The sequence below is a fragment of the Candidatus Babeliales bacterium genome (assembly GCA_019749895.1).
In the GTDB taxonomy this organism is placed as follows: domain Bacteria; phylum Babelota; class Babeliae; order Babelales; family RVW-14; genus AaIE-18.
On sequence record JAIEPG010000008.1, the window covers coordinates 136370 to 157942 of the forward strand.

Consider the following 21573-nt stretch of genomic DNA (forward strand, 5'->3'; position numbering starts at 1 on the left):
ATTGACCCTCTTTCATAACATTTCATACCATGTACCTATAAAAAAGAGAAAATAGATCATCTGTTTTTTAGAAAGGAAATATGATATGAAAAAAATGCACTACAGAGCCCTCTTGTTATCGTTGTGTTGCATAACACACCAAGCAGGGGCCAAAGTAGATTTTTCTCCTTTTGAGTATTGCGTAAGCGTTAATAACTTCTTGGAAGAAATTCCAAAAAGATATGTTAAGCAAAGCCTTCTACCAAATCAACTATTTGATAATGATACGCCAGAAAATTCTATTCCTGCAGACATATCATTTATGATTATCGACATCAAATATACAGATGACCATCAAGTAAAAATTCTTGAATATGGCGATGGGGGCATCTCAGGCTTTAAGGTTCTTGACCACACCTTGGGCATAGGAAGAGTATGGGAAGATTTTTGGTACTATCTTAAACAATTTAAACTGCCTATGTGGTATGCAGGATATTATTATGGCAGACTACCGTACATTGGTGCACGGGTATTACAAACACTCGGCGGTTATCTAGCTCCATCACTCAACCAAATCAAAGGTAATATTTTCTTTAAAGCTCTGGCAAGAAAACGAACCAACAGCGACACCCCACAAAAAATTTATAGCTACAAAGGTATTATTGTCACTCGCGAACGCGATACACAAGCTGTTGAAAAATTCAGAAAACAATATCCACAATTTTTAGTTGTTAACACAGCTGCCAAAAATTTTGTAACAAATAAAAAAGCAACAGACGATCTTTTCGATGAACCAAATCTTGCCAATTATCGACCAAAGCGCGTTATCTATCCAAAGATCTACACCCCAACACTTGCAGACAATATTATAAGCCAAATAGGCAGCAAACATTACGTTATTAAACCCATTAATTCAGGAAAAGGAAACGGCATCTTGATGGTAAAATCCAAAGACCTTGATGCAACATTGAAATTAATTTTGGAAGATTACAAACCAGAAAAAATAAGCGAAACATATTCCTATAATCCCTATAACCCACTCACTACCAGTTATTGGAAACATGATCGCAACCCACATTTTCTTGTTGAAGAATATGTAAGTTCAAAACCTATTACCGTCAATAGTAAGCCATACGATGCAACTATGCGCATTATTTTTACCCAGCATTATCATGAAGGTAAAATTTACACCAAATTTATTAATGCTTATTGGAAGCGTCCAGTAAAATCACTGATAGAAAAGGGAACATTCCGTGAAAAGCATATTTCAAAACACGCACCAAATCACTACGAATCGCTCGGCTTACAAGTAAACATAAACGACTTAACAGAGATTTATACTATTTTAAAACCAGTCTTGCCTCACGTTTATTGGAAAATGTTAACCAAATACTATGGTCCTAAAGTTGCACGTGAACAAGAAAAAATAGTAAACGAACTTGAAACCGAATATCAAAAAGAAATTTTGACATCAGACAATATAAGCTAAAAAAAAGAGAGGCCCCGTCATATTCTTGTGATGGGGCCTCTCTTTTTTTAAAGCGTTACATCACCATTAATTAAGTCAATCATTTTTTTATATAACGACGGCATAAAAGCATCAAACTGAGCCTTTACCGCTCGATAATCGTCGTCACTTACCATGGCAGGAATAGTGCCCTTTGATTTGCAACGCTGCGTTAAGCTACAATTGGTACGATCAAGAGACCTTGTTGGAATTTTCCAAAAAGCATCTAAATAGGTTATGTGTACCTGACCCTGATCATAATGCAGCGTAAAAACCAGCCGCATAGTTGGGTCATACACAGAATCTTTTATGGTCATAATATTTGATGGGCAATACTCTTCAACTAAAAAATGCTGCTTTTTACTCTTATGCCAAAAATCAAAAAGTTCTCGATCACTCGCATACATTTTTTTATTTTTTTCTTCCTGCAGACTATTTTTATCAAGCATGCACTGCAACACGGTGTCTAAATCTTCTTGGTCTGCCATAATAATACCGCGGCCTTTAAACTCATACAGCGGTTTGATAACATAACGCTGGCAATCCAATTTTTTATGAATTTTTTCTGCTAGGTCTGAAGAATATTCTTTACTACACAAAACAAATTTTGGTTTGTACGGCGCAAATTCCTCTTCTAAAAATAAGATATTCGTTAAATATTTACTATTAACAAAAGGCGCTACAGCAGCGTTTAAAACAAGTAAATCGCGATTCCTGTTTTTAAAATCTAAAATTGAAGCACCAGACGCGTCGATATGCCTAAACATTAAAAGCCCTGTATGATCTGCCAAAGTTAGGCAATTATTTTTTCTTTTATGACTTTTAAATGGTGCCACATGCGCAAGATCAGCAGTGCGATACATAGTCTTACCACCCAGCTCCGATAACTGTTCGAAACGAATTTCTCGACGATCATCAACACTAAAAATAGCGGGGCCAATGTAGTAAGGCGGTAGGTTAAACTGCTTGAGATAGTCCCAAAAAAACTTCCACATTGTTCCCTTACCATGCATAGCATCATGCCCTTTGTAGCGGGAGCGCGTTCCTTCGCCAAATTCACAAATTTTTACTTTACCATCTTTAAACTTTAAATCGGCAATAAGCCAAGAAATATCAGCTTTTATCCCAGTTCGATAGTTTAAGAATTTTTTATGTAACTTACTCATAAGCGTACTTGGTAATGCCTGCTCAATCTGAGCAGACACAGAGCCAACGACAACAAAAAAAAACAATATGCTCGTTATTTTTCTCATTACTTTTTTCTCCTTTTTTTGTACAAAAACTTACTCCTCTTTGGCTAGTTATAACACAAAAAAACACGCATGTGACGACACAAAATATTTCTTGATCATAACATTAAAAGACGTTACGCTCCTGAACAACGCACTATTATTTAACCTTTTTTAGGAGAGAGGAAAACGTATGAATGCACGTCTTTTATTGCTAGGCATGTTCTTTTGCATAGCATCAAATGTAGCATTTGCTATCAGTGTTGACGTAACAAACAACACAGCACAAACACCCCACCAAGCAACCTGTTTTATGCTCAAAGAAAACTTCCAAATGGACAACGATCTTTTGGCAACACAGCAAACTTTGAATCTAGAAGCAGCACTGAGCAAAGATATTGTCACACTTCTTAACGATCTAGAATTTAAAGGAAAAGCTGGAGACTTTCATTGCATTTCGGCACCTGTCAATAACGCGCTTCATCATTTTATATTTGCAGGCACCGGCACCGACCAAAACAATGAAGTCGGCATGGAAGAAATACGCCGCGCAACAGGAAAAATTGTTAATGAGCTGAAAGCAAAAAAAATTCCAGCAGCAATGCTACGTATACCAACAAACTCATCGCTACCAGCTGCAGATATTGCAAAACAAACAACTATTGCAGCATTATTAACCGACTATCAATACACCGAATTTAAAAGCGACTACAAACATGTTGACCATACACTTACGCTGGTTACTGCAGACGCAAACGACGATATTGCCGATGCCGTGTGGCAAGGCAATGTTATTGGCTCTATGACCAACACTATTCGCACCTGGTCAGACGGCCCACCAAACGTAGTTACTCCAATCTTTTTGGCAGAACAAGCACAAGCACTCTCAAAACAATATGACTGCATTTGCACCGTGTTTGACCGTGCACAAGCTGAAGAACTGGGCCTAAATGGCGTGGTAGCCGTTGGCAAAGGTTCATCGTCAGAATGTCGCTTTATTATTGTTGAATATCACGCAACAGATCCAGATGCACCAACGATTGCATTGGTAGGTAAAGGCGTTGTATTTGACACCGGCGGTGTTAACCTAAAATCCTTTGAGAATATGTTGGGGATGAAGTATGATATGTGCGGCGCTGCAGCAGTGCTTGGCACGGTGTTCACCATCGCTCAACTTAAACCAAACGTTAATGTGATAGCAATTGCCCCAGCAGTAGAAAACAAAACGGGTAGCGAAGCATACCGCCCACAAGACATTATTACGTTCTTTAACGGCAAGCACGGCGAAATTTTGAATACCGACGCTGAAGGCCGCAATATTTTGGCAGACGGTTTAAGCTACGCAGAAAAAATTTATAAACCAGATGCTATTATTGACGTTGCAACATTAACCGGCGCCTGCATAATTGCCCTTGGACACCATTTTTCTGGTATAATGAGTACTAACCAAAATCTTAAAGATCACCTCTTCAACGCAGCACGAATTTCTGGTGAACGCCTGTGGGAGCTGCCAATGACCAATGACTACAAAAAAGGTATAGAATCAGACCATGCAGACTTCAAACACATTGCTACCGGTGGCTTTGGAGCGGGAGCAAGCATCGCTGCTCATTTCCTTGCAAACTTTGTTGAAAATACGCCATGGGCACATTTAGATATCGCAGGAACAGCAAAAGATGTCGACAACGTCAGCTACTTGAACAAAAAATTCGCAACCGGCGTTGGCGTACGTCTTTTGACCGACCTTGTGTTACATTATCAAAAATAATACTAAAAGGAGCCAGATTATGAAAAATAAGTTGTTCAAAAAATTACTTGCGGTAGGCTTATGTTGTACAACATTATCAAGCTGCAGCAACAAAGGCCCTGAATGCGTTGGCTGCGACAAAGAAAATAAAACACAAAACACAACAGAATCAAACACAAAGGAAAGCCCCGTGGTAAAACTAGACTCAGGACTATCGTACGAAATTATAGAAAAAGCAGCCGATAACGCCGCAAAGCCAACCAGAGGCCAAGAAGTTATTGTTCATTATACCGGCTGGCTGGACAAAAATAATGGCAATGGCCCTACTTACGAAAAAGGCAAAAAATTTGATAGCAGCGTTGACCGCGGCGAAGAGTTCAGATTTGTTGTTGGTATTGGCCAAGTTATTGCTGGCTGGGACCAAACCCTGTTGGATATGAAGGTTGGCGAAAAACGCCTTGTTTCAATCCCGCCACATTTGGCATACGGCAAAAATGGCGCTGGCAACGTAATCCCGCCAAATTCAACCCTTCTTTTTGAAGTAGAACTGCGCAAAATAGCGTAAAAAGTAGCTTATTTAAGCAAAAAGGGGCCTTGCGGCAACGCAAAGCCCCTTTTCTATTTGTCTATTATTTAGCCTTTTGACGGCAAAAACGCGACCTGGTAAGCTAATCATACGAATTAATTTTTCAGGGGGACTTTCTAGGGGACATTCTTATGAAGCTCAGTCGCATTATTGCTGTTGTAGCACTTTGTGCCACATTAACAACCAATCATGTTCATGGCACTTCAAGCACAACACTTGCTGTTGGCGCTATAATTCTTTCTTTGCCATTTGCTCAAGCTCTTGAATGGTACAACCAATTCATGAAAGATACTTTGCATGCAAACAACACCCAAGTGCTTACCATGTGTAACGACCTTGAAGAACGCGAGTTTGCTTCTGACCTGCTACCTGAAGAAGCAAAAGATCTCTGCGCACTCAATCTTGCTAAAAACATGAATCATAATGAGCTTGTGCAGGCATATGAAGAGACATATAAAAAAGGTCTCAAAAAATACACAAGTGCGGTAAAGCAACATGAGAAAGCGCTAAAAAAAGGAAAGGCGCAAGAAACATCACCGCAACCACACTTTGAAGACTTCTGCCAAACTACCTACAACAAAGCGCTCAATCAACTGCGTAATTACCACGCAATCAATCCATTTTTTCCTGCAAAAAATAAAACTCACACAGAGACTACAAAGACTAAAAACAACACGCAAGAAGTCTTTCCTACGTTTTATGCATTTATCAATACAGAAATAAGCCGCATCAACAAAGGCAAAAAGAACGCTGAAATCACAAAAGAAAAAAGTGCGAAGTTTGATAAGTGGGTAAAAAATCAATACAAACTAAACCGTGAAAAACATGATTACGCACAATGCAAAGACATACTATCATTTGATCCGAACAAAAACACTCATCCAGTCATGCTGTGCGGCGCCGACAAAAAAGTAATCGAAGATGTACAAAAAGATTGTATACAACGGGTGTGCCCAAACTTAGACAAACACTGCCCACCATCAGACTTGAATTGGTCAAAAGACTGCAAGCGACTTGCTAAAACATGCAAAAAAGGAAAAGTTGATCTGCGGCATGAAGACAATGATTGCGTGATAGTATAATTATTTATTGTTCAACGTTACTTGTAGTTGGGGATTTTTTTAGGGGACGTTCTTATGAAACTTACTAGATTATTTGCCGCTGCAGCACTTATTGCTACCCTGGCTACAAACAATGCCCGTTGCACTATGCCAGCAATCTGCGCAGTGACTACTGCCGCCATTTTTGGCGCGCCGCTAGAAATGCTTTACAAAGTTTTGAAACAAGGGGGCATCTCCAACCCAATCAATGCCAATCCTGCCGATCTTGAATTTGATGGCAACAAAATCAGTGAGGTATGCGAAGAACTAAGACAAATAAAGCTTAATAACGTTCGTCATGAATTTGTTAAGCGCGCGCCAAATATTGCTCGTAAGCTCAGACTTGATGAAGCTGTTTCACAAGGTTCGCTTCTTGATATTTTGCCAAAAAATGTACAAACGCTCTGTGCGCTAGACCTCAACGAAAAAACTGCTACTCAAGCTGCGCAGGCTTATGGCCAAAGGCTAGAAGCTGAAGCAAAACATGCTCAAGCTTTACTCGAATGCGAAAAACTAAATAACAGTCTTGTGATAGAGCCAGAGCACTACGCACCCTGCCAAGAAGAATATGCACGCTGTGTAGACGCTCTTCACAAAGAAACCCCGGAAGAAATTATAAAAGCCTATGCCCGTCATGCCCACAAATGGGGCGAAGTAAAACCTAATGAAGCTTTATTCAAAGATGCTTGTGTCTATGCACTTTTTGATGAGGCGGTAAAAGGACTAGAAACCGCACAGTCTCGTGTGATAATGACAAGAACGTTAGCTGAACTGTTTGCGTAAAAAACCGTTGTTGAAAAAATGCTGATCTTGAATTTGAGACTAACATTGCAAAGGCATGTGCTCTAACAGCAGAAAAAAACGCTTAATTAAGCCATTTTTACGACTTATCTTTTGAATATTATTTTTCTCTAAAAGAGGCTGTACCAGCAGGTATGGCCTCTTTTTTTAGTGACTAATGCCAGGTTTAGGCCCAAGAAAGCCCTTGTTTTTACCTGAAAGTATGCTATAATTACAATATGCAAACTAAAATAGGTGTTTTGACCACCACACTCTGTCAAAAAAATTCCACGGGGGCCCTAGACGGGGTTCTATCTTTCTGCTGCGCATATTTTACGTCCTCATATTGCTATCGTTTTTATACAAACGCTGGGGACTTATTGTATGCGTACTAATTACTGATTAATACTCGTAAATTTGACTACGTAATCCCCAGCCCAAAAAGCTGGGGATTTTTTTGCCGTCTTTTTATTATTTTTACCAAAGGACCTATCATGAATATTCGCAAAATGACCGTTGTAATTACTGGAACGCTGGCGCTGTGCGCTCTCGTAATTGCGCTCAAAAGCATGCGGCACAAAACCAAACATCACTTTACCATTGGCATTATACAAACTGCCTCGCATCCAGCCCTTGATGCTGTTCGCGAAGGCTTTAAACAACAAGCGCTCAAGACTCTTGGCGATGTAGCATTTGTTGAACAAAATGCGCAAGGCTCCACCAGTACCGCACATTTGATTGCGCAAAGTTTTAACCAGAACAACGCGATTAATTTGGTGCTGGCAATTGCAACGCCGGCTGCACAAGCAATGGCTGCCATCAACACACAACTGCCAGTGATCTTTGCCGCAGTAACAGACCCGCACGCAGCAGGACTGTGTGGTACTGAGCAGAAAAATATCTGCGGCGTGACCGACAGCATTGACGTTGCACAACAATGTGCACTCGTGCATCAACTAGCACCGGGGGCACAAAAAGTGGCACTCATTTTTAACAAGGGCGAGATTAATGCCACCAGCATGGTTGCAAAAATGGAACACGAATTAGCCAAGCTGGGGCTTACGCCAATCATGTGCTGCGTTACCAACGAATCAGAAATTCCTGCCGCCACGGCCTCGGCATGCAGCAAAGCAGACGTTCTGCTTGCGCCAATCGACAACACGGTTGCAAGCACTATCGACTTTATTGCGCAAATGGCACGAACCAAAAAAATCCCCTTGTTTGTCAGCGACAACTTGCTCGTAAAACGAGGAGCACTTGCTGCGCGCGGCGTTGACTACCACACCAGCGGTATAACGGCAGGCGACCTTGCACACAAAATTTTGGTTGAGCATCAAAAGCCATCACAAACCTCTGCCATTACACCAGCGTGTAAGACAATTTTTATTAACAAAAATACTGCTCAAGCGTGCGCCATAACAATCCCACAAGAGCTGAGCAACAATGCCCAAATTATCGAGGTGTGCGATGAATGAACTAACGTTATTAATAACCAGCATTGAATGCGGTCTTATTTTTTCACTGCCCGTGCTCGGCATGTTTTTAAGTTCGCGCGTGCTGAAAGTTGACGACATGACGCTTGAAGGAAGCTTTGGGCTTGGCGGCGCACTGACCGCCCTACTCTTGAGCAACGGCGCAAGCCCACTGATTGCTATACCGTTGGCAATGTTGGCAGCCGGTGTTGCCGGTCTTATGACTGCGCTGCTGCACACACAACTGCGCCTGCAAGTTTTGATGAGCGGCATTATTGTTACCACCGCACTATTTTCAGTCAACCTTTTGTTGGCGGGAGCCAATATTTCACTTGCAGCACACCAAACTATTTTTAAACGGTGCGCATTTATTACTGACTACAAGCTGTTGTTTTTAACACTTTTCGCACTGTGTTGCGTGCTAATCATCAGATGGCTTTTGACAACGCAAGTTGGTTTTTTATTGCAGGCAACGGGACACAACCCACGCGTGGTGCAAGCTTTTGCTAAAAGCCCTTCTCTCTTTCTCACTATAGGCCTGGTACTTGCTAACATGCTGACCGGCCTTGCTGGCTCGCTGTTGGTGCAATACGTTGGCTTTTTCTCAATTTGGTCCAGCGTAGGCACTATTATTGTCACACTGGCAGGGCTCATGCTGGCCGACATGCTGAGCACGCGCGTTAACGCAGCACTGATAGCCGGCGCAATTATGTACCAGCTGGTTATTGCACTCACCTTTGAACTGCAGCTCAACCCAAACTGGAACAAACTGATTACCGCACTGTTTATTGTCACATTGTTGACGGGAAAAAAAATGATGGCAGAAAGGAACTAGCATGATCACACTAAAAAATATCAGTAAAAAACACGGCACAAAAACAGTGCTGACAAACGTACATGCAACTATTGAACGCGGTGATTTTATTGTGATTGTGGGCACCAACGGGTCTGGTAAAACAACCTTGTTCGATCTAATCGCCGGCGCACAAGCACCGACTGACGGCACCATCACACTTGATAACGCAAACATTACAACAACCGATGAAAAAACACGAGCACGCTGGATGGGCCGACTTTTGCAAAACCCTGAACATAATACCGTTGGCACCATGACAGTGGCACAAAATCTTGCGCTGGCACTTTTTGCAAAAGCATCAGCAACGTTGGCAGGTGCGCTTAACATAGTAACGCCAGAAGTTATTGATACCATTCACAAAAATTACGGCGTTGATCTGAAACCACTATTGCAAACGCTCATGAAATCACTTTCTGGCGGGCAACGCCAACTGATTGCATTTATCATGGCAACACTCACACAGCCACGCCTGCTGCTTTTGGACGAGCCAACCGCAGCACTGGACCCACAAAGTGCAACCACCTTGTTGTCATGTGCTCATCGTTTTATGCATCAGCACAACATGACCGCGTTGCTCATTACACACGACCCACAGATTGCGTTAACGCTGGGTAATAAGTTGTGGTTGGTTAAAAACGGAACGGTTACCGTATTTGATCAGGAAACAAAAAAGAATCTCAACCCGCACGATTTGATTGGCAGTATTGATTATGCAAAAATAATCGCATAACAATTTATTGGTAAATAATTTAAGCAAGAAGGGGCTGCATATTTTTATGCAGCCCCTTCTTGCTTAAATTATATCTTTATTTATTCGTATCTTTGTTCTTGTTTTACTGGCGGTACAAGTCGATCATACGCAGCTTTCATTTCTTTAAACTGCTCTGCAGCCTCCGGCGCTTTATTTCTGTCGGGATGAAGCTTCAATGCCCGCACTCGATATGCCTTTTTAATTTGTGCCTCAGTCGCACCTGCAGCCAAACCTAATGCCTCAAGGTCTTGAAGACGCTCTTCTTGGGTGTAAGGCTTTGGAAAGTCAAAACCACCATGGCGACCATAACCACGATCATAATCATAGTTATAATCATCGTCATAATCCCAATACCTCTTCCGAGAATTTTTTTTAAAAGCTTGATCAGCGGCTACTGCAAACTTAGTAAAATCATTACCAACAGAATAAAAATTTACTACAGCAGCCAAAGCAAATAAAATAGGCTTAATCGATTTTTTATCAGCAACAAAAAACTCAGTACCACAACGAGAAAGAGAAGAAACCCCTCTAAACCATTCACGTAACAATCGATCTTCTGCTTTGTCATGCTCACCACCAATCACTGTCAAACTACATATGAATTCTACAACAGTAGTTAAGTAAGCAATTTTACTAGTACTCTTGATATCTTCTTGGTCAATAATAGCTCCAATATCATGGGCAAGTATTTCGGCTTGTTCTTCGTGCTTTTCTTGATTGTCTTTTATTAATGAATACAGCCAATCGACCAAGGTATAAGCATCATACGCCGCCCAAGGATAGGTATAAAGACAACGCTCATTCTTTCTGTTGCTATACAAATCAAAAGCGCCATTCACCAAGCCAAGCGCACTGGCAATTGCTCTATTTTTTTGCGCTAGCTTTGGATCACTTTGTACATGATAAAGAGCTGCCACAGCAAAAGGAAAGCGCAACAACAATGCTGCCACTTGAGCTTGTTGAACAGATGTTAAGGGTTTAATTTTTTCGCGAGGGCGACCTGCTGCATGCATAGTACCAGCAACAAGAGTACTAAGCAAAACAACAGTTAAGCTCAATCTTTTGGAGACATTCATAGGATGCTACTTTCTAAAAAAAGCCTTTATCTACAACAAAAACGTATCGAAGAGTGTAGCAAAAAAGACTTTTTGGTCAAATGCCTCTCAAATATCAAGAACCGCAATCAACTATCTACCTGCTTGACTTGCAACCGCAGGAACTCGTAAATATTCTTTAAGTTCGGGATTAATTAAAACCTCATCAATAACATAGACTCTGCCGTTAACTAATTCAACAGAGTAAAGCGGCTTGGGAATGTCTTTGAGCAAAAGATTTTTTTTCGTCAGCGTATTTAAATAACGACGAGGCCCTTCTTTCAACGCTCGTCGAGAAACATTGTCTGGAACAATATGATACTCAACAAATTTTTCAAGGAGATTTTTTTTGACTGCATCATCGGTCCTAAGCAAACCAAGCATACCAAAGCGAATTAAGGCATCGTCAGTTGGCAAAAACAACGTATATTTACCATCGTTTCCACCAATTAAATTATTTTTCCCCAATTTGATATCAAGCTTTAACTCATCCAAAAGAGCATACATTTGCTTAAATGTACCAGGACGCTCAACAAAACCCATAATCGTTGACTCACGATTTGGTATTGGCTTTTCAAAAAGAGGATTGATATCACGCGGATCGCGGGGGGCTGCTTGCAAATGAGCGAAAATCAAGAGCATCAGAAATAAATATTGCTTCATAGTACTCATCCTTTTTTTTGAGTTCTTACAAAGAATTACTCATCATTTGAACACTTTGAGAAATATTTTTTCGTATAAAATAATCTTGCAAACGCTTAATACCCTCAACTACTACTTCAGGATCGCGCGCGTAACAAAACCGTACAAACGGTTTTGCCGTTTGCCCAAAGTCACAACCTGGCGCCATAGCAATTTTTGCTTCTTGCAAAATGTTCATTACCAACTCAAAACTATCTTCTTGTTGGGTTTTGAAAAATAAGTAAAAACCCGCCGTTGGCTTAACGTAACTCACAATGCCTTGCTCTTGCAGTAAATCAAAAAAAGCACAGGCAAGATCGCGACTTTTTTTTACCTGATCAAATGAGCGTGGAATAATATCATTTTTGTGCTCAAGGCCATAAAGCGCGGCATATTGCCCAATAACACTGGGACAATTGAATGCACAACCTTGCATCACAGAAATTGACTTAATTAAACGAAATGGCGCTACAAGAAAACCAACACGCCAACCACTCATACCAAGACTTTTTGAAAAAGAACCAACACGCAAAACACGATCAGACTGTGGAATAAGCGGTGTGCTTGAATAAAATTGTCCTTCAAAAATAAAGTCATCGTACACTTCGTCAACAACTAAATAAATATTATGAAGCTCGGCAATTCTTCTCAACTGCTCAAGCTCTTCACGAGACAACACCGTACCACAGGGATTTGATGGGTTTGAAAGTATCAACATTTTGGTGTGTGGTGTAATGGCCTGTTCAATAACGCTCACATCAAGCACCCATTGCTGCTCACCTTGAATCTTTTTCATTTCAAACGCAGGCACAAATACCGGCACTGCTTTGGAAAATTTTACAATGCTTTCATAAACGGGATAGGACGGTTCAAGTAAAATAACTTCGTCACCAGCACTTAAAAGTGTCAATGCTAAACACGTCAAAGCACCACTACCCCCATGAGTAATCATCACATTATCAATGCCAATTGGGCTTTGATACTCACTTGCCAACATTTCCGCAATTTTTTTGCGTAATGGCAAAATACCCAAAGCATCTTGATAATAATCAGCTTTGTCAGTCTGCAAAATTTGTTGAGCATATTCTTTTATAGATGCATCAATACCACCACGCAAACGTAAGGCTCCTTGAGCAAAAGACAAGTATCCTTCATTATTGCGCACAACAGATTCAATTCTTTTCAACTCAGGCATACTTAACTCAATCATATGGCTCCTTTAAAGACGCTACAGCTCAAAATGAGCAAAATGGTGAATGCTACCACGAGGTAATTAAAATAGTCATCAATAAATCTCTTAATTGCTACCCCCCACTTACGAATGGCACCCGCAACTAAAAAGAATCGTGCCCCGCGCGCAAGAATAGAATACCCCACAAAGGGCATAAACGGTAATTTACAAAAACCAGCAGAAATTGTCACTGCTTTGTAAGGAATGGGGGTAAAGCCGGCTATAAATACAGCCCATGACTCATACAAGGAATATTGTGCAACAACATGATTAAATGTTGCTTCAGAAATAATCCACGAAACTAATTTAAAACCAATACTATCCCACAATGTTGAGCCAATTAAATAACCAAACATGCCACCCAGCACCGAAGCAACAGTTGCAACGCTTGCGTAAAAAAATGAACGCTTGCGATTATGCACACAAAAAAGAATGAGTAATGGGTCTACAGGAATAAAGAAAAATGAAGATTCAATAAAAAAGAGACCAAACAACCACCAGTTGGCATGAGGATGTTCAACTTTACTACCCATCCAATCATAAATTCGTTTGATCCACTTCATTACTACTACTCTCCTTTTGTTTCAAATATGTCTGACAAGCATGCTTTATGAAGCGCTATCCCTTTAATTTTTGATCAAGATACTCTTGCAGCTTATCAATAGCTATACGCTCTTGTTGCAGTGTATCGCGATCACGCGCGGTAACTTTACCATCTTCAAGACTATCAAAGTCAAAAGTAAAACAAACCGGCGTTCCAATTTCGTCTTGACGGCGATAACGCTTACCAATAGAACCTGATTCATCAAGCTGTACGCGATAGCCGTTCTTTTTCAAATCAAGGTAGATTTTGCTTGTCTGCTCTTTTAATTTGTTGGTCAACGGCAAAATTGCAGCCGTAACTGGTGCCACAGCGGGATGAAAGCGTAACACAGTACGCACTTCGCCGTCAACTTCATCTTCATGATACGCGTCAAACAACAACGTTAAGAAAAGACGGTCAACACCAACTGAGCACTCAACAACGTGCGGAACATATGATGTTTTTGTTTCTTCATCAAATACCGCCAGCTCTTTGCCAGAAAATTGTGAATGGCGCGAAAGGTCAAAGTCAGTGCGGTTTGCAATACCTTCAAGCTCTTTCCAGCCGAATGGGAAGTTGTATTCAACATCGGTACAACATTTAGAATAATGTGAGAGTTCGTCTGCTGCATGCGGACGCAAACGAATTTTGTCTTTGTTCAAGCCAATTTGCTCATAAAAAGCTTTACGGCGCTCAAGCCAGGTTTCAAAAAACGCATCAGCTTGCTCACCCTTGCAAAAAAATTCGATCTCCATTTGCTCAAACTCACGCATGCGGAACAAAAATTGTTTTGGGGTAATTTCATTACGAAACGCTTTACCAATTTGCGCAATACCAAAAGGTATTTTGACGCGATTACTGGTAAAAACATTTTTGAAATTGATAAAGATTGCTTGAGCAGTTTCTGGGCGCAAATAAGCTTTGCTTGCCGCAACCGCACCAAGATTAGTTTCGAACATTAATTGGAATTGTCGAACGTCAGTCCAGTTTTTAACGCCACAGGAAGGACAAGGACGCGCAATATCAAAGCCCTCTTCGTCTGACCGAAAGCGCTTTTTGCAGTTCAAGCAGTCAACCATTGGGTCGCTGAAATTTTCAAGATGTCCCGATGCCTGCCACACAGATTCAGGCCCCAAAATGGAACCATCAAGCAACAGTACTTCTTCTGGCCAGCTTGTCATGTTTTTAAGCCAGGCAGCCTTGATATTCTGTTTAAGTTGAACGCCTAAAGGACCAAAATCATACACACCGTTCAAGCCAGAATAAATTTCAGCAGCTTGAAACACAAACCCTCTTCGTTTACACAAGGCGGTGATTTTGTCTAGGGTAACCGGCGCGCTCGACATAGAAAATATCCTTCTTAAAATCGATGATTTTGATTTTTGTTTTCAGATAAACAAAGGTACCGTTATTTCAATTTTCTGGCAAGTGCATTAAAAAAGCCGGGCTTTCACCCGGCTTTTTTTAAATCACTAATAGTCTGTCAAACTAAACGCGCAAACCTGCTGCTCTGCGAGCTGCTTCCGCACGAGCTTGTGCATCTGCACGCGCACGCTCTACACGTTCAGCTTCAGCGTTAGTTGCAGCAATCACTGCGTCAATGCGTCTGTTCATAACAACGTAAAGAAGCTCAATAGATCTCTTTAAATCAACACAAGCTGCAACTTCTTCATCGTTGCTCGCTTTTTTAAGCGCTTGCTTAATAATAAGTAACGCATCTTCCAATTCTTTAGCTTGTCGAGCAAAAGTAGTATGAGCTTCGGTTAGTGGCTGAGGTGCCGTTCTAAACTTTGCTTGTACTTGAGCCATCACCGTTGCTTCGTTATCAAAGCTACGCTCTGCAAGATTATCACTAGCAACGGTATCAGCAACGCCAGCAAAAAGAGCATTCGCACGCTCATACAAACCAAGAACTGTTTTTTTATAAATAGCTTTTTCAATGTACCTAAAAATCGGCAGTGCTATAATTCCTGGGGTATATGGACCATAATTCACTGCCAACTCTTTGGCACTCGTTAATTTCTCGCCAGTCCATCTCAAAGGATCAAATGCATCACTGCACGTTGTAGCAGCACCAGAAGTATCTGTGCAGACTTTTTTCCAACGAGTAAACTTATCGATAACATCGTTGCCAACCCACCATACACCATGCAAACCTAACGTTGTAACAACTACTGCTGCAACAACGGCAATCGGTTTAGCAACTGACGCTGGAAGAGCAAGCTGTTCAAGAACACCGTCAGTATCAAGCGCACGTTCCGGATGCGGACGTGAAACCCCATCAACTTCAACAACTTGTGGCACATATGATGCTGCCTGAACTGACAAACCAAGCGAAAGCATGGCTACCACGGCAAAAGCCGAAAAGAATTTTGTGTGCTTCATGGAAATCCCCCCATAAAAAGAGCACAGACAAATAATACTATTACTACGAATACAAAAGGCTTTTCAGCCCTTTATACTGATAAGAATACTCTTTTTATTCGTTGGTGTAAAAGGCCTAAAAAGCCCTGTTTTTGAGGGTCAAAAGAGCATTAAAATGCCGCCAGAGAGAGGTTTTTGCAAACCAAGACAAGCTATTTTCTATTTGAATTTTCCAGAAAAAAGAAGAGCCTTTCGTGGCTGCTGGAGCGAGCATAATCAAGCGCCGTTTTACCATATTGGTCCAAAAGCTGCCCAGAAGCGCCCAATGAGCCTAAATGAGCAATAATAAGGCTATGTTCACGCAACGCACGTTCATACTGCCGGCCATAAGCCCGCATTTGGGCCCGATAACGCACATGCGGAAAATATTGGCGAGGCTTAAAGCGCAAGGTATCTTTTCCGGCAGCGTAATGCAGCGGCGTTGCACCATCATGATCGCAACAATCAAGAACTGCTCCTTGCTTGGTTAATAAAGAAACAATACACGAAGCACCCGACGCAGCAGCATAATGCAAAGGCGCTTTACCGCTGTTATCTATTTTTTCTAGTTGAGCACCAGCCCTGAGCAACAAATCAACAACGTTATCATAATCTTTTGAAGCTGAACGATACCCCGTTACCGCCCCCGCGGCATAGTGCAAGGGCGTTCTACCAAACTTATCTTGGCAATCAACCTGCACATCTTTTGCCAACAACTGCGCAACCAAAAGATCATGTCCATGCATGGCAGCATAGTGCAACGGCGTGCGACCTTTAAAATCTTGCAAATCACACGATGCATTTTTAGTTAAGCAATCAACAATTTTTGCATACTGCGCTTGGGCTACCCAAGCAGCTCGCCCTTTGCCTACGGCACAATGTAACGGCGTATAACCCTTGTTATCCTGGCACCACACAGTAGCTCCATGCGCACACAACAACTCAACACCCACAACAAAACCAAGCGAGGCAGCATAATGCAACGCAGTGCGACCTTGCGCATCTGGCTCGTTAACATCAACACCTTTTTTAAGCAAAAATTTGAGCATAGAACTGTTTTTAAGATACAGAGATCGCTGGAGCAAAGACCACCGCGCTGAAGGAGCAGCTACTGCCAAGCACAACTGTTCAGTGCTGCTCACACCATTAAGAAATCTTTGGGCGCAGTAAAACGACGCACCAAGGCCCATAAACATCACTAACGCACAATAAATAAGTATTCCGTTGTTCTTCATCTTCATTCCCCCCGAATGCGATTATTATTTTGATTATACTTTTTTTGAAATTCAATAAGCAACAATTGTTACAAATGGCAACAGCAAGAACCTGCAGGCCAACACCTCACATTTACTCGCCCAAAAAATCGTGATAGAATGGGCCTTATCTCGCATTTAAAGACCTGGTTTTTAAGAAGAATGAGGCGCTATTATGAATTCTCTGCAAATCCGTAAAAAATTTTTCGACTTTTTCCAAAAGTACAACCATACCGTTGTTGCCAGCTCATCACTCATTCCAGCCGAAGACCCAACGCTGCTCTTTACCAATGCGGGCATGAACCAATTTAAAGATGTCTTTTTGGGTAAAGAAAAACGCTCATACAAACGAGCCACCAGCATTCAAAAGTGCGTACGCGCAGGCGGTAAACACAACGATTTGGACCAAGTTGGTTTTACCACACGCCATCTGACCTTTTTTGAAATGATGGGTAACTTTTCATTTGGCGACTACTTCAAACAAGAAGCTATGCAATTTGCATGGGAATTTTTGACAGTCGAAATGGGCCTACAAAAAAAAGATTTGTACGTTTCTGTTTATGAAAAGGACGATGAATCGTACAACATTTGGAACAAAGTTCTCAATATTCCTGAAGACCATTTGGTCAGACTTGGCATGAAAGACAACTTCTGGGCGATGGGCGATACCGGTCCATGCGGTCCCTGCACCGAAATTTATTTAGATCGCGGAGCTGACCAAGGTTGCCGCAGTGCAACCTGCCGACCAAGTTGCGACTGTTCTCGCTTCATTGAAATCTGGAACAACGTATTCATGCAATACAATCGCCAAGAGGACGGCAGCTTAAAAGAGTTGGCGCAAACTGGTGTAGACACGGGCATGGGCCTTGAACGGCTGTGCATGGTAGCGCAAGGCGTTAACAGCGTTTTTGAAACCGACCAGTTTGTACTTTTGACCGCAAGTATTGAAAAACGCACCGGCGTTTCATACCAACAAGCTGACGAAAAAATGCGCGCAAACTTTCATGTAATTGCCGACCATATCCGCTCATCTTCGCTCTTAATTGCAGACGGCTGCGCACCTTCAAACGATGGCCGCGGTTATGTTTTGCGCAAAATTATTCGTCGCGCTGCTCTGTTTGCACAAAAAATTTCTGACGACAAAAATTTGTTTTCAAACTTGGCGTTAGATTTTATTGCGACCATGAAAGATATTTATCCAGAACTTGAAGTAAACAAAAAGCTGATATGCTCAGTCTTGGACAGCGAAATAGAACGCTTTGCCCAAAACTTAATTAATGGCCAAGGTATTTTGCAAAAATATATTGAAGTTAACAAACAACAAGGCGTCAGTGTTATTTCTGGCGATCAAACGTTTAAGTTGTACGACACGTACGGCTTCCCGCCCGAGCTCACCATGCTCATGGGCCAAGAAGATGGCTTTACGGTTGACTTTGAAGGCTTTGAACAAGAAATGGCTAAACAAAAAGAACTTTCAGGTAAAAAGATGAAAGCAGGCGGAGCTGAAGAAGTTTCTCTTGATAACATGCCAACCAAGTTTGTTGGTTATGAAGTTCTTGAAAATGAAAGCCCTATTCAATTTGTGAGTGCTACCGACGATCATATCTGGCTCAGCACCAAAGAATCGCCATTTTATGTTGAATGCGGCGGCCAAGTAAACGACCACGGTCGCATTACCATCAACAACCAAACGTTTACTGTTGTTGATTTAAAAAAATCTGGCGAAACGTTTAACCCCGCCATTTTGGTCAAAATTCCCACAACCACCGTTGACGGTAAACCTGCACAAGCAATTAATGTTGGCGACACAGCGCATTCAATAGTTGAAGCAGCTATCCGCGAAAAAACCGTTAAAAACCACACCGCAACACACATGTTACAAGCAGCATTGCAACAAATTTTGGGCGGCCACGTTAAACAAGCAGGCTCGGTGGTTAACGACAAGCACTTACGCTTTGACTATGCACACCACCAAGCAATGACCAAGCAAGAAATTAAACAAGTTGAAGACTTGATCAACCAAAAGATTCAAGCCGATATTAAAACAAACATCATGTGGACGTCGCTCAAAGACGCACAAAGCAGAGGCGTCATCTCGTTCTTTGGTGAAAAATATAACCCAGAAAAAGTACGTATTGTTGAAATCCCCGGCTTTTCAGCCGAGTTGTGCGGTGGCACACACGCAAGCTCTACCGGCATTATTGGCTGCTTTAAAATAGTCAGCGATACCGCACTAGCAACTGGCACACGCCGCATTGTGGCAATTACCGGCCCCGGCGCTGTTGAGATGTTTCAACAAACCTTCGACAGTGTTAAGCAACTCAGCGAGCTGTTTAAAGTTAAACAAGAAGATGTTCTTGATGCAGTACAAAAACAACAAGCTACCTTGCAGGCAACACAAACGCAGGTTAAGCAGCTTAAAAAACAATTGTACAAAGCATTTATACCAGCATGGCACAACGATATTGAACAAGCTGGCAAGGTACAATTTTTGTATCTTGAGTTGGACGATGCCTCAGCTGATGATATGAAGCAAATTTGCACAGACTTAAGCAAAGATAAACCAGGCTTTTACTTCTTAGTTTCAAAAGCTACCGGTCGCTTTACCTTCTTTGGTTATGTAAGTAAAGAATGCCCACATAAAATTGACCTCAAACAATTTGCACAATTCTTGCAAACAACGTTTAATCTTAAAGGTGGCGGTAGCGACAGCTTCTTGCAAGGTGGCGGTTCTGAGATTCCAAAAGTGTTGAAGCAAGAGCTGGTCAACTGGCTAGAAAGACAATAACTATTTAACGTTAAAAAAAGAGCCTGTGTTAAAAAACACAGGCTCTTTTTTTGTACCTTTTTATCTAACTTTTTCAAAAGCCAACTGCAACTGAAAGCGCAGCTCTGCCCAGTCACTCTTTGACGCTTTAAAATGGTCACGAATTTTTTTGAGAGCATTTAATGAAAACGAATAAGAAGATGCTCGTTTCTTGTGCGCGCAATCAAAGCATGAAAACAAAGCCTGGTCAGTGGTGCTAGAAATATTAAGTGCAACATCATGACCATGCTCGCACTGAGACAAAGCCTGAAGCAGCAACGGCGTAAACACAACTATTGGCAAGGGATCAAAAAACGTTTCTTTCTTTTCCCACTCTGCATACCAAAAATCTGCATGCGTTGGATCGTACGGATACGCGGTCAAAAGACTACCGCCACGCAAAGCTGCCCAGATATTAAAGTTTTTAGTAGAAAAAACCGGCTTGGCATGAACATCACGCTCAACCATAACGCGCGCCTGCATTATCTTATTTTTTAAGCTTTCTAAGCGAGGCTTCATAATGCGTTGCCTGCTTCTGCGACCTTTGGTTGAAACAAAATCTGCGGCTTGAATGGTATCATTATCAGAATAAAAATTGAAAACTTTGCCAAAAAATGGTGAAAAGAAAAACGGCTCAGTCTCATCTTGAATTGGCGTTCCATAAATGATTAACTCATCAACATGCAAGGTTTTATTGGTTGGCCGCTTGTACAATTTTTTGTTCTTTTTTTCTTTCTTGACCGTGTCCAAATTGTCTAACAACTCAACACATTCTTTGAGCACTTCGTACTGAGAACTCGCTTTTTTGTTACGTAAAACGGTATAAATTGCCGCTAAATTTGCACACACATTACCACCATGGCTGTGAGCAATGAGACGAATTTTGGGATTAATATCACGATCTTGATAGCTTTTTAACAAACTGCTCAGTTCATTATAAAACCGCACCGCTTCCAGGCGCCGCTCTGCTTGGCTTAAAAGCCCATTCCAACCAAAGGTATAAAATGTTTCGTGCCGTGCCGGATTTGCATGCTGGGCAAAAGCGCGATACGCACTCACAATTGGCACCACAATCGATTTATTGTCTTCAAGATTTATTGAGCAATCAACAGCGCGCAAACCGCGCTGCGCCATAAAGCGGCCCGAGTACAGCACCTCACTGGCACGTAATTGTTTTTGAAGCCGGCGATACAAAGAATTTTTGGTATTGTCATTTAACAACCGAAAAAAACTTACCAAACTCAACGCAGAGCCGTAGGTCCCGTGCACAAAAATGGTAATCCATTGCTCTTGCTTTTCTTTATCAACAACCGACTGCTTCTGCATAAAAAATGATTGTTGAATATCGGCAAAAGGCACTGCAGCACTTTTTAGGTCTAAAAAACACACTGCACACAAAACCAACGTAAGATTAAATAATTTAAGCACTGCATTCATGATTGTTCTTTGATGTTAAAAATGCCAAAAAGCCAGATTTATAAAGTGTTATTTGTCGTGCGGCCAGATTATAGCACA

The 21573-nt window shown here is 41.5% G+C and carries 18 protein-coding genes; 9 read left to right on the top strand and 9 right to left on the bottom strand.

The features are described 5' to 3' along the window. Positions 1–85 precede the first annotated feature (85 nt). Complete coding sequence (locus K2W90_06140; GenBank protein MBY0353915.1) at positions 86–1468, top strand: hypothetical protein; 1383 nt, start codon at positions 86–88, stop codon at positions 1466–1468. Positions 1469–1515: 47 nt separating this feature from the next. Here the strand turns inward: K2W90_06140 and K2W90_06145 are convergent, their stop codons facing one another. Beyond that, entirely contained in the window at positions 1516–2739 is a 1224-nt protein-coding gene (locus K2W90_06145; GenBank protein MBY0353916.1) for a YheC/YheD family protein, read from the bottom strand. 169 nt (positions 2740–2908) lie between these two features. Between K2W90_06145 and K2W90_06150 the strand changes: the two genes are divergently transcribed. The 7 genes from K2W90_06150 to K2W90_06180 all read left to right on the top strand — a co-directional run bounded on the left by K2W90_06150 (position 2909) and on the right by K2W90_06180 (position 9986). Then, on the top strand, positions 2909–4483 hold the full coding sequence (locus K2W90_06150) for a leucyl aminopeptidase (GenBank protein MBY0353917.1): 1575 nt from the start codon (positions 2909–2911) through the stop codon (positions 4481–4483). Positions 4484–4502: 19 nt separating this feature from the next. Beyond that, positions 4503–5027, top strand: coding sequence for an FKBP-type peptidyl-prolyl cis-trans isomerase (locus K2W90_06155; protein MBY0353918.1), 525 nt, complete (start codon positions 4503–4505; stop codon positions 5025–5027). Between the two features lie 152 nt (positions 5028–5179). After that, entirely contained in the window at positions 5180–6130 is a 951-nt protein-coding gene (locus K2W90_06160; GenBank protein MBY0353919.1) for a hypothetical protein, read from the top strand. Positions 6131–6184: 54 nt separating this feature from the next. After that, a complete protein-coding gene (locus K2W90_06165; protein ID MBY0353920.1) occupies positions 6185–6931 on the top strand; it encodes a hypothetical protein in 747 nt (248 codons plus the stop codon). Positions 6932–7422: 491 nt separating this feature from the next. Then, positions 7423–8403 (top strand): ABC transporter substrate-binding protein, encoded by a 981-nt coding sequence (locus K2W90_06170; GenBank protein ID MBY0353921.1) that lies wholly within the window; start codon positions 7423–7425, stop codon positions 8401–8403. Then, entirely contained in the window at positions 8396–9235 is an 840-nt protein-coding gene (locus K2W90_06175) for a hypothetical protein (protein MBY0353922.1), read from the top strand. The genes K2W90_06170 and K2W90_06175 overlap by 8 nt, the downstream gene beginning before the upstream one ends. A 1-nt stretch (position 9236) precedes the next feature. Further along, the gene (locus K2W90_06180) at positions 9237–9986 is read left to right on the top strand and encodes an ATP-binding cassette domain-containing protein (GenBank protein ID MBY0353923.1); all 750 of its coding nucleotides are present in this window, start codon (positions 9237–9239) and stop codon (positions 9984–9986) included. A gap of 80 nt (positions 9987–10066) precedes the next feature. Here the strand turns inward: K2W90_06180 and K2W90_06185 are convergent, their stop codons facing one another. From K2W90_06185 to K2W90_06215, 7 genes are all read right to left on the bottom strand, one after another. After that, complete coding sequence (locus K2W90_06185) at positions 10067–11083, bottom strand: J domain-containing protein (GenBank protein MBY0353924.1); 1017 nt, start codon at positions 11081–11083, stop codon at positions 10067–10069. A gap of 111 nt (positions 11084–11194) precedes the next feature. Further along, positions 11195–11764, bottom strand: a complete 570-nt coding sequence (locus K2W90_06190; GenBank protein ID MBY0353925.1) for a fasciclin domain-containing protein — start codon at positions 11762–11764, stop codon at positions 11195–11197. Positions 11765–11789: 25 nt separating this feature from the next. Further along, positions 11790–12992 carry a pyridoxal phosphate-dependent aminotransferase gene (locus tag K2W90_06195; GenBank protein MBY0353926.1) on the bottom strand — a complete coding sequence of 401 codons (1203 nt, stop codon included), beginning with the start codon at positions 12990–12992 and terminating at the stop codon, positions 11790–11792. Next, complete coding sequence (locus tag K2W90_06200; protein MBY0353927.1) at positions 12989–13576, bottom strand: VTT domain-containing protein; 588 nt, start codon at positions 13574–13576, stop codon at positions 12989–12991. Before K2W90_06200 ends, K2W90_06195 begins: the two co-directional genes overlap by 4 nt. 55 nt (positions 13577–13631) lie before the next feature. Then, positions 13632–14942 carry a glycine--tRNA ligase gene (locus K2W90_06205; protein MBY0353928.1) on the bottom strand — a complete coding sequence of 437 codons (1311 nt, stop codon included), beginning with the start codon at positions 14940–14942 and terminating at the stop codon, positions 13632–13634. Between the two features lie 142 nt (positions 14943–15084). Further along, positions 15085–15981: a hypothetical protein gene (locus K2W90_06210; protein ID MBY0353929.1), complete on the bottom strand. Its 897-nt coding sequence runs from the start codon at positions 15979–15981 to the stop codon at positions 15085–15087. A gap of 191 nt (positions 15982–16172) precedes the next feature. Beyond that, positions 16173–17234, bottom strand: a complete 1062-nt coding sequence (locus K2W90_06215) for an ankyrin repeat domain-containing protein (protein MBY0353930.1) — start codon at positions 17232–17234, stop codon at positions 16173–16175. Positions 17235–17427: 193 nt separating this feature from the next. On the opposite strand from K2W90_06215, the gene alaS reads away from it, so the two are divergent. Continuing rightward, on the top strand, positions 17428–20040 hold the full coding sequence (gene alaS / locus K2W90_06220; protein ID MBY0353931.1) for an alanine--tRNA ligase: 2613 nt from the start codon (positions 17428–17430) through the stop codon (positions 20038–20040). Positions 20041–20100: 60 nt separating this feature from the next. Here alaS and K2W90_06225 read toward each other — a convergent pair whose 3' ends face one another. Continuing rightward, positions 20101–21495: a hypothetical protein gene (locus K2W90_06225; GenBank protein ID MBY0353932.1), complete on the bottom strand. Its 1395-nt coding sequence runs from the start codon at positions 21493–21495 to the stop codon at positions 20101–20103. Positions 21496–21573: the final 78 nt, after the last annotated feature.

Coding starts and splice junctions, on each gene's coding strand:
- K2W90_06165 (MBY0353920.1), top strand. CDS start 6,185: ATGAAACTTACTAGATTATTTGCCGCTGCAGCACTTATTGCTACCCTG.
- K2W90_06190 (MBY0353925.1), bottom strand. CDS start 11,764: ATGAAGCAATATTTATTTCTGATGCTCTTGATTTTCGCTCATTTGCAA.
- K2W90_06205 (MBY0353928.1), bottom strand. CDS start 14,942: ATGTCGAGCGCGCCGGTTACCCTAGACAAAATCACCGCCTTGTGTAAA.
- K2W90_06215 (MBY0353930.1), bottom strand. CDS start 17,234: ATGAAGAACAACGGAATACTTATTTATTGTGCGTTAGTGATGTTTATG.
- K2W90_06145 (MBY0353916.1), bottom strand. CDS start 2,739: ATGAGAAAAATAACGAGCATATTGTTTTTTTTTGTTGTCGTTGGCTCT.
- K2W90_06140 (MBY0353915.1), top strand. CDS start 86: ATGAAAAAAATGCACTACAGAGCCCTCTTGTTATCGTTGTGTTGCATA.
- K2W90_06210 (MBY0353929.1), bottom strand. CDS start 15,981: ATGAAGCACACAAAATTCTTTTCGGCTTTTGCCGTGGTAGCCATGCTT.
- K2W90_06150 (MBY0353917.1), top strand. CDS start 2,909: ATGAATGCACGTCTTTTATTGCTAGGCATGTTCTTTTGCATAGCATCA.
- K2W90_06185 (MBY0353924.1), bottom strand. CDS start 11,083: ATGAATGTCTCCAAAAGATTGAGCTTAACTGTTGTTTTGCTTAGTACT.
- K2W90_06175 (MBY0353922.1), top strand. CDS start 8,396: ATGAATGAACTAACGTTATTAATAACCAGCATTGAATGCGGTCTTATT.
- K2W90_06200 (MBY0353927.1), bottom strand. CDS start 13,576: ATGAAGTGGATCAAACGAATTTATGATTGGATGGGTAGTAAAGTTGAA.
- K2W90_06170 (MBY0353921.1), top strand. CDS start 7,423: ATGAATATTCGCAAAATGACCGTTGTAATTACTGGAACGCTGGCGCTG.
- alaS (MBY0353931.1), top strand. CDS start 17,428: ATGAATTCTCTGCAAATCCGTAAAAAATTTTTCGACTTTTTCCAAAAG.
- K2W90_06225 (MBY0353932.1), bottom strand. CDS start 21,495: ATGAATGCAGTGCTTAAATTATTTAATCTTACGTTGGTTTTGTGTGCA.
- K2W90_06160 (MBY0353919.1), top strand. CDS start 5,180: ATGAAGCTCAGTCGCATTATTGCTGTTGTAGCACTTTGTGCCACATTA.
- K2W90_06195 (MBY0353926.1), bottom strand. CDS start 12,992: ATGATTGAGTTAAGTATGCCTGAGTTGAAAAGAATTGAATCTGTTGTG.
- K2W90_06155 (MBY0353918.1), top strand. CDS start 4,503: ATGAAAAATAAGTTGTTCAAAAAATTACTTGCGGTAGGCTTATGTTGT.
- K2W90_06180 (MBY0353923.1), top strand. CDS start 9,237: ATGATCACACTAAAAAATATCAGTAAAAAACACGGCACAAAAACAGTG.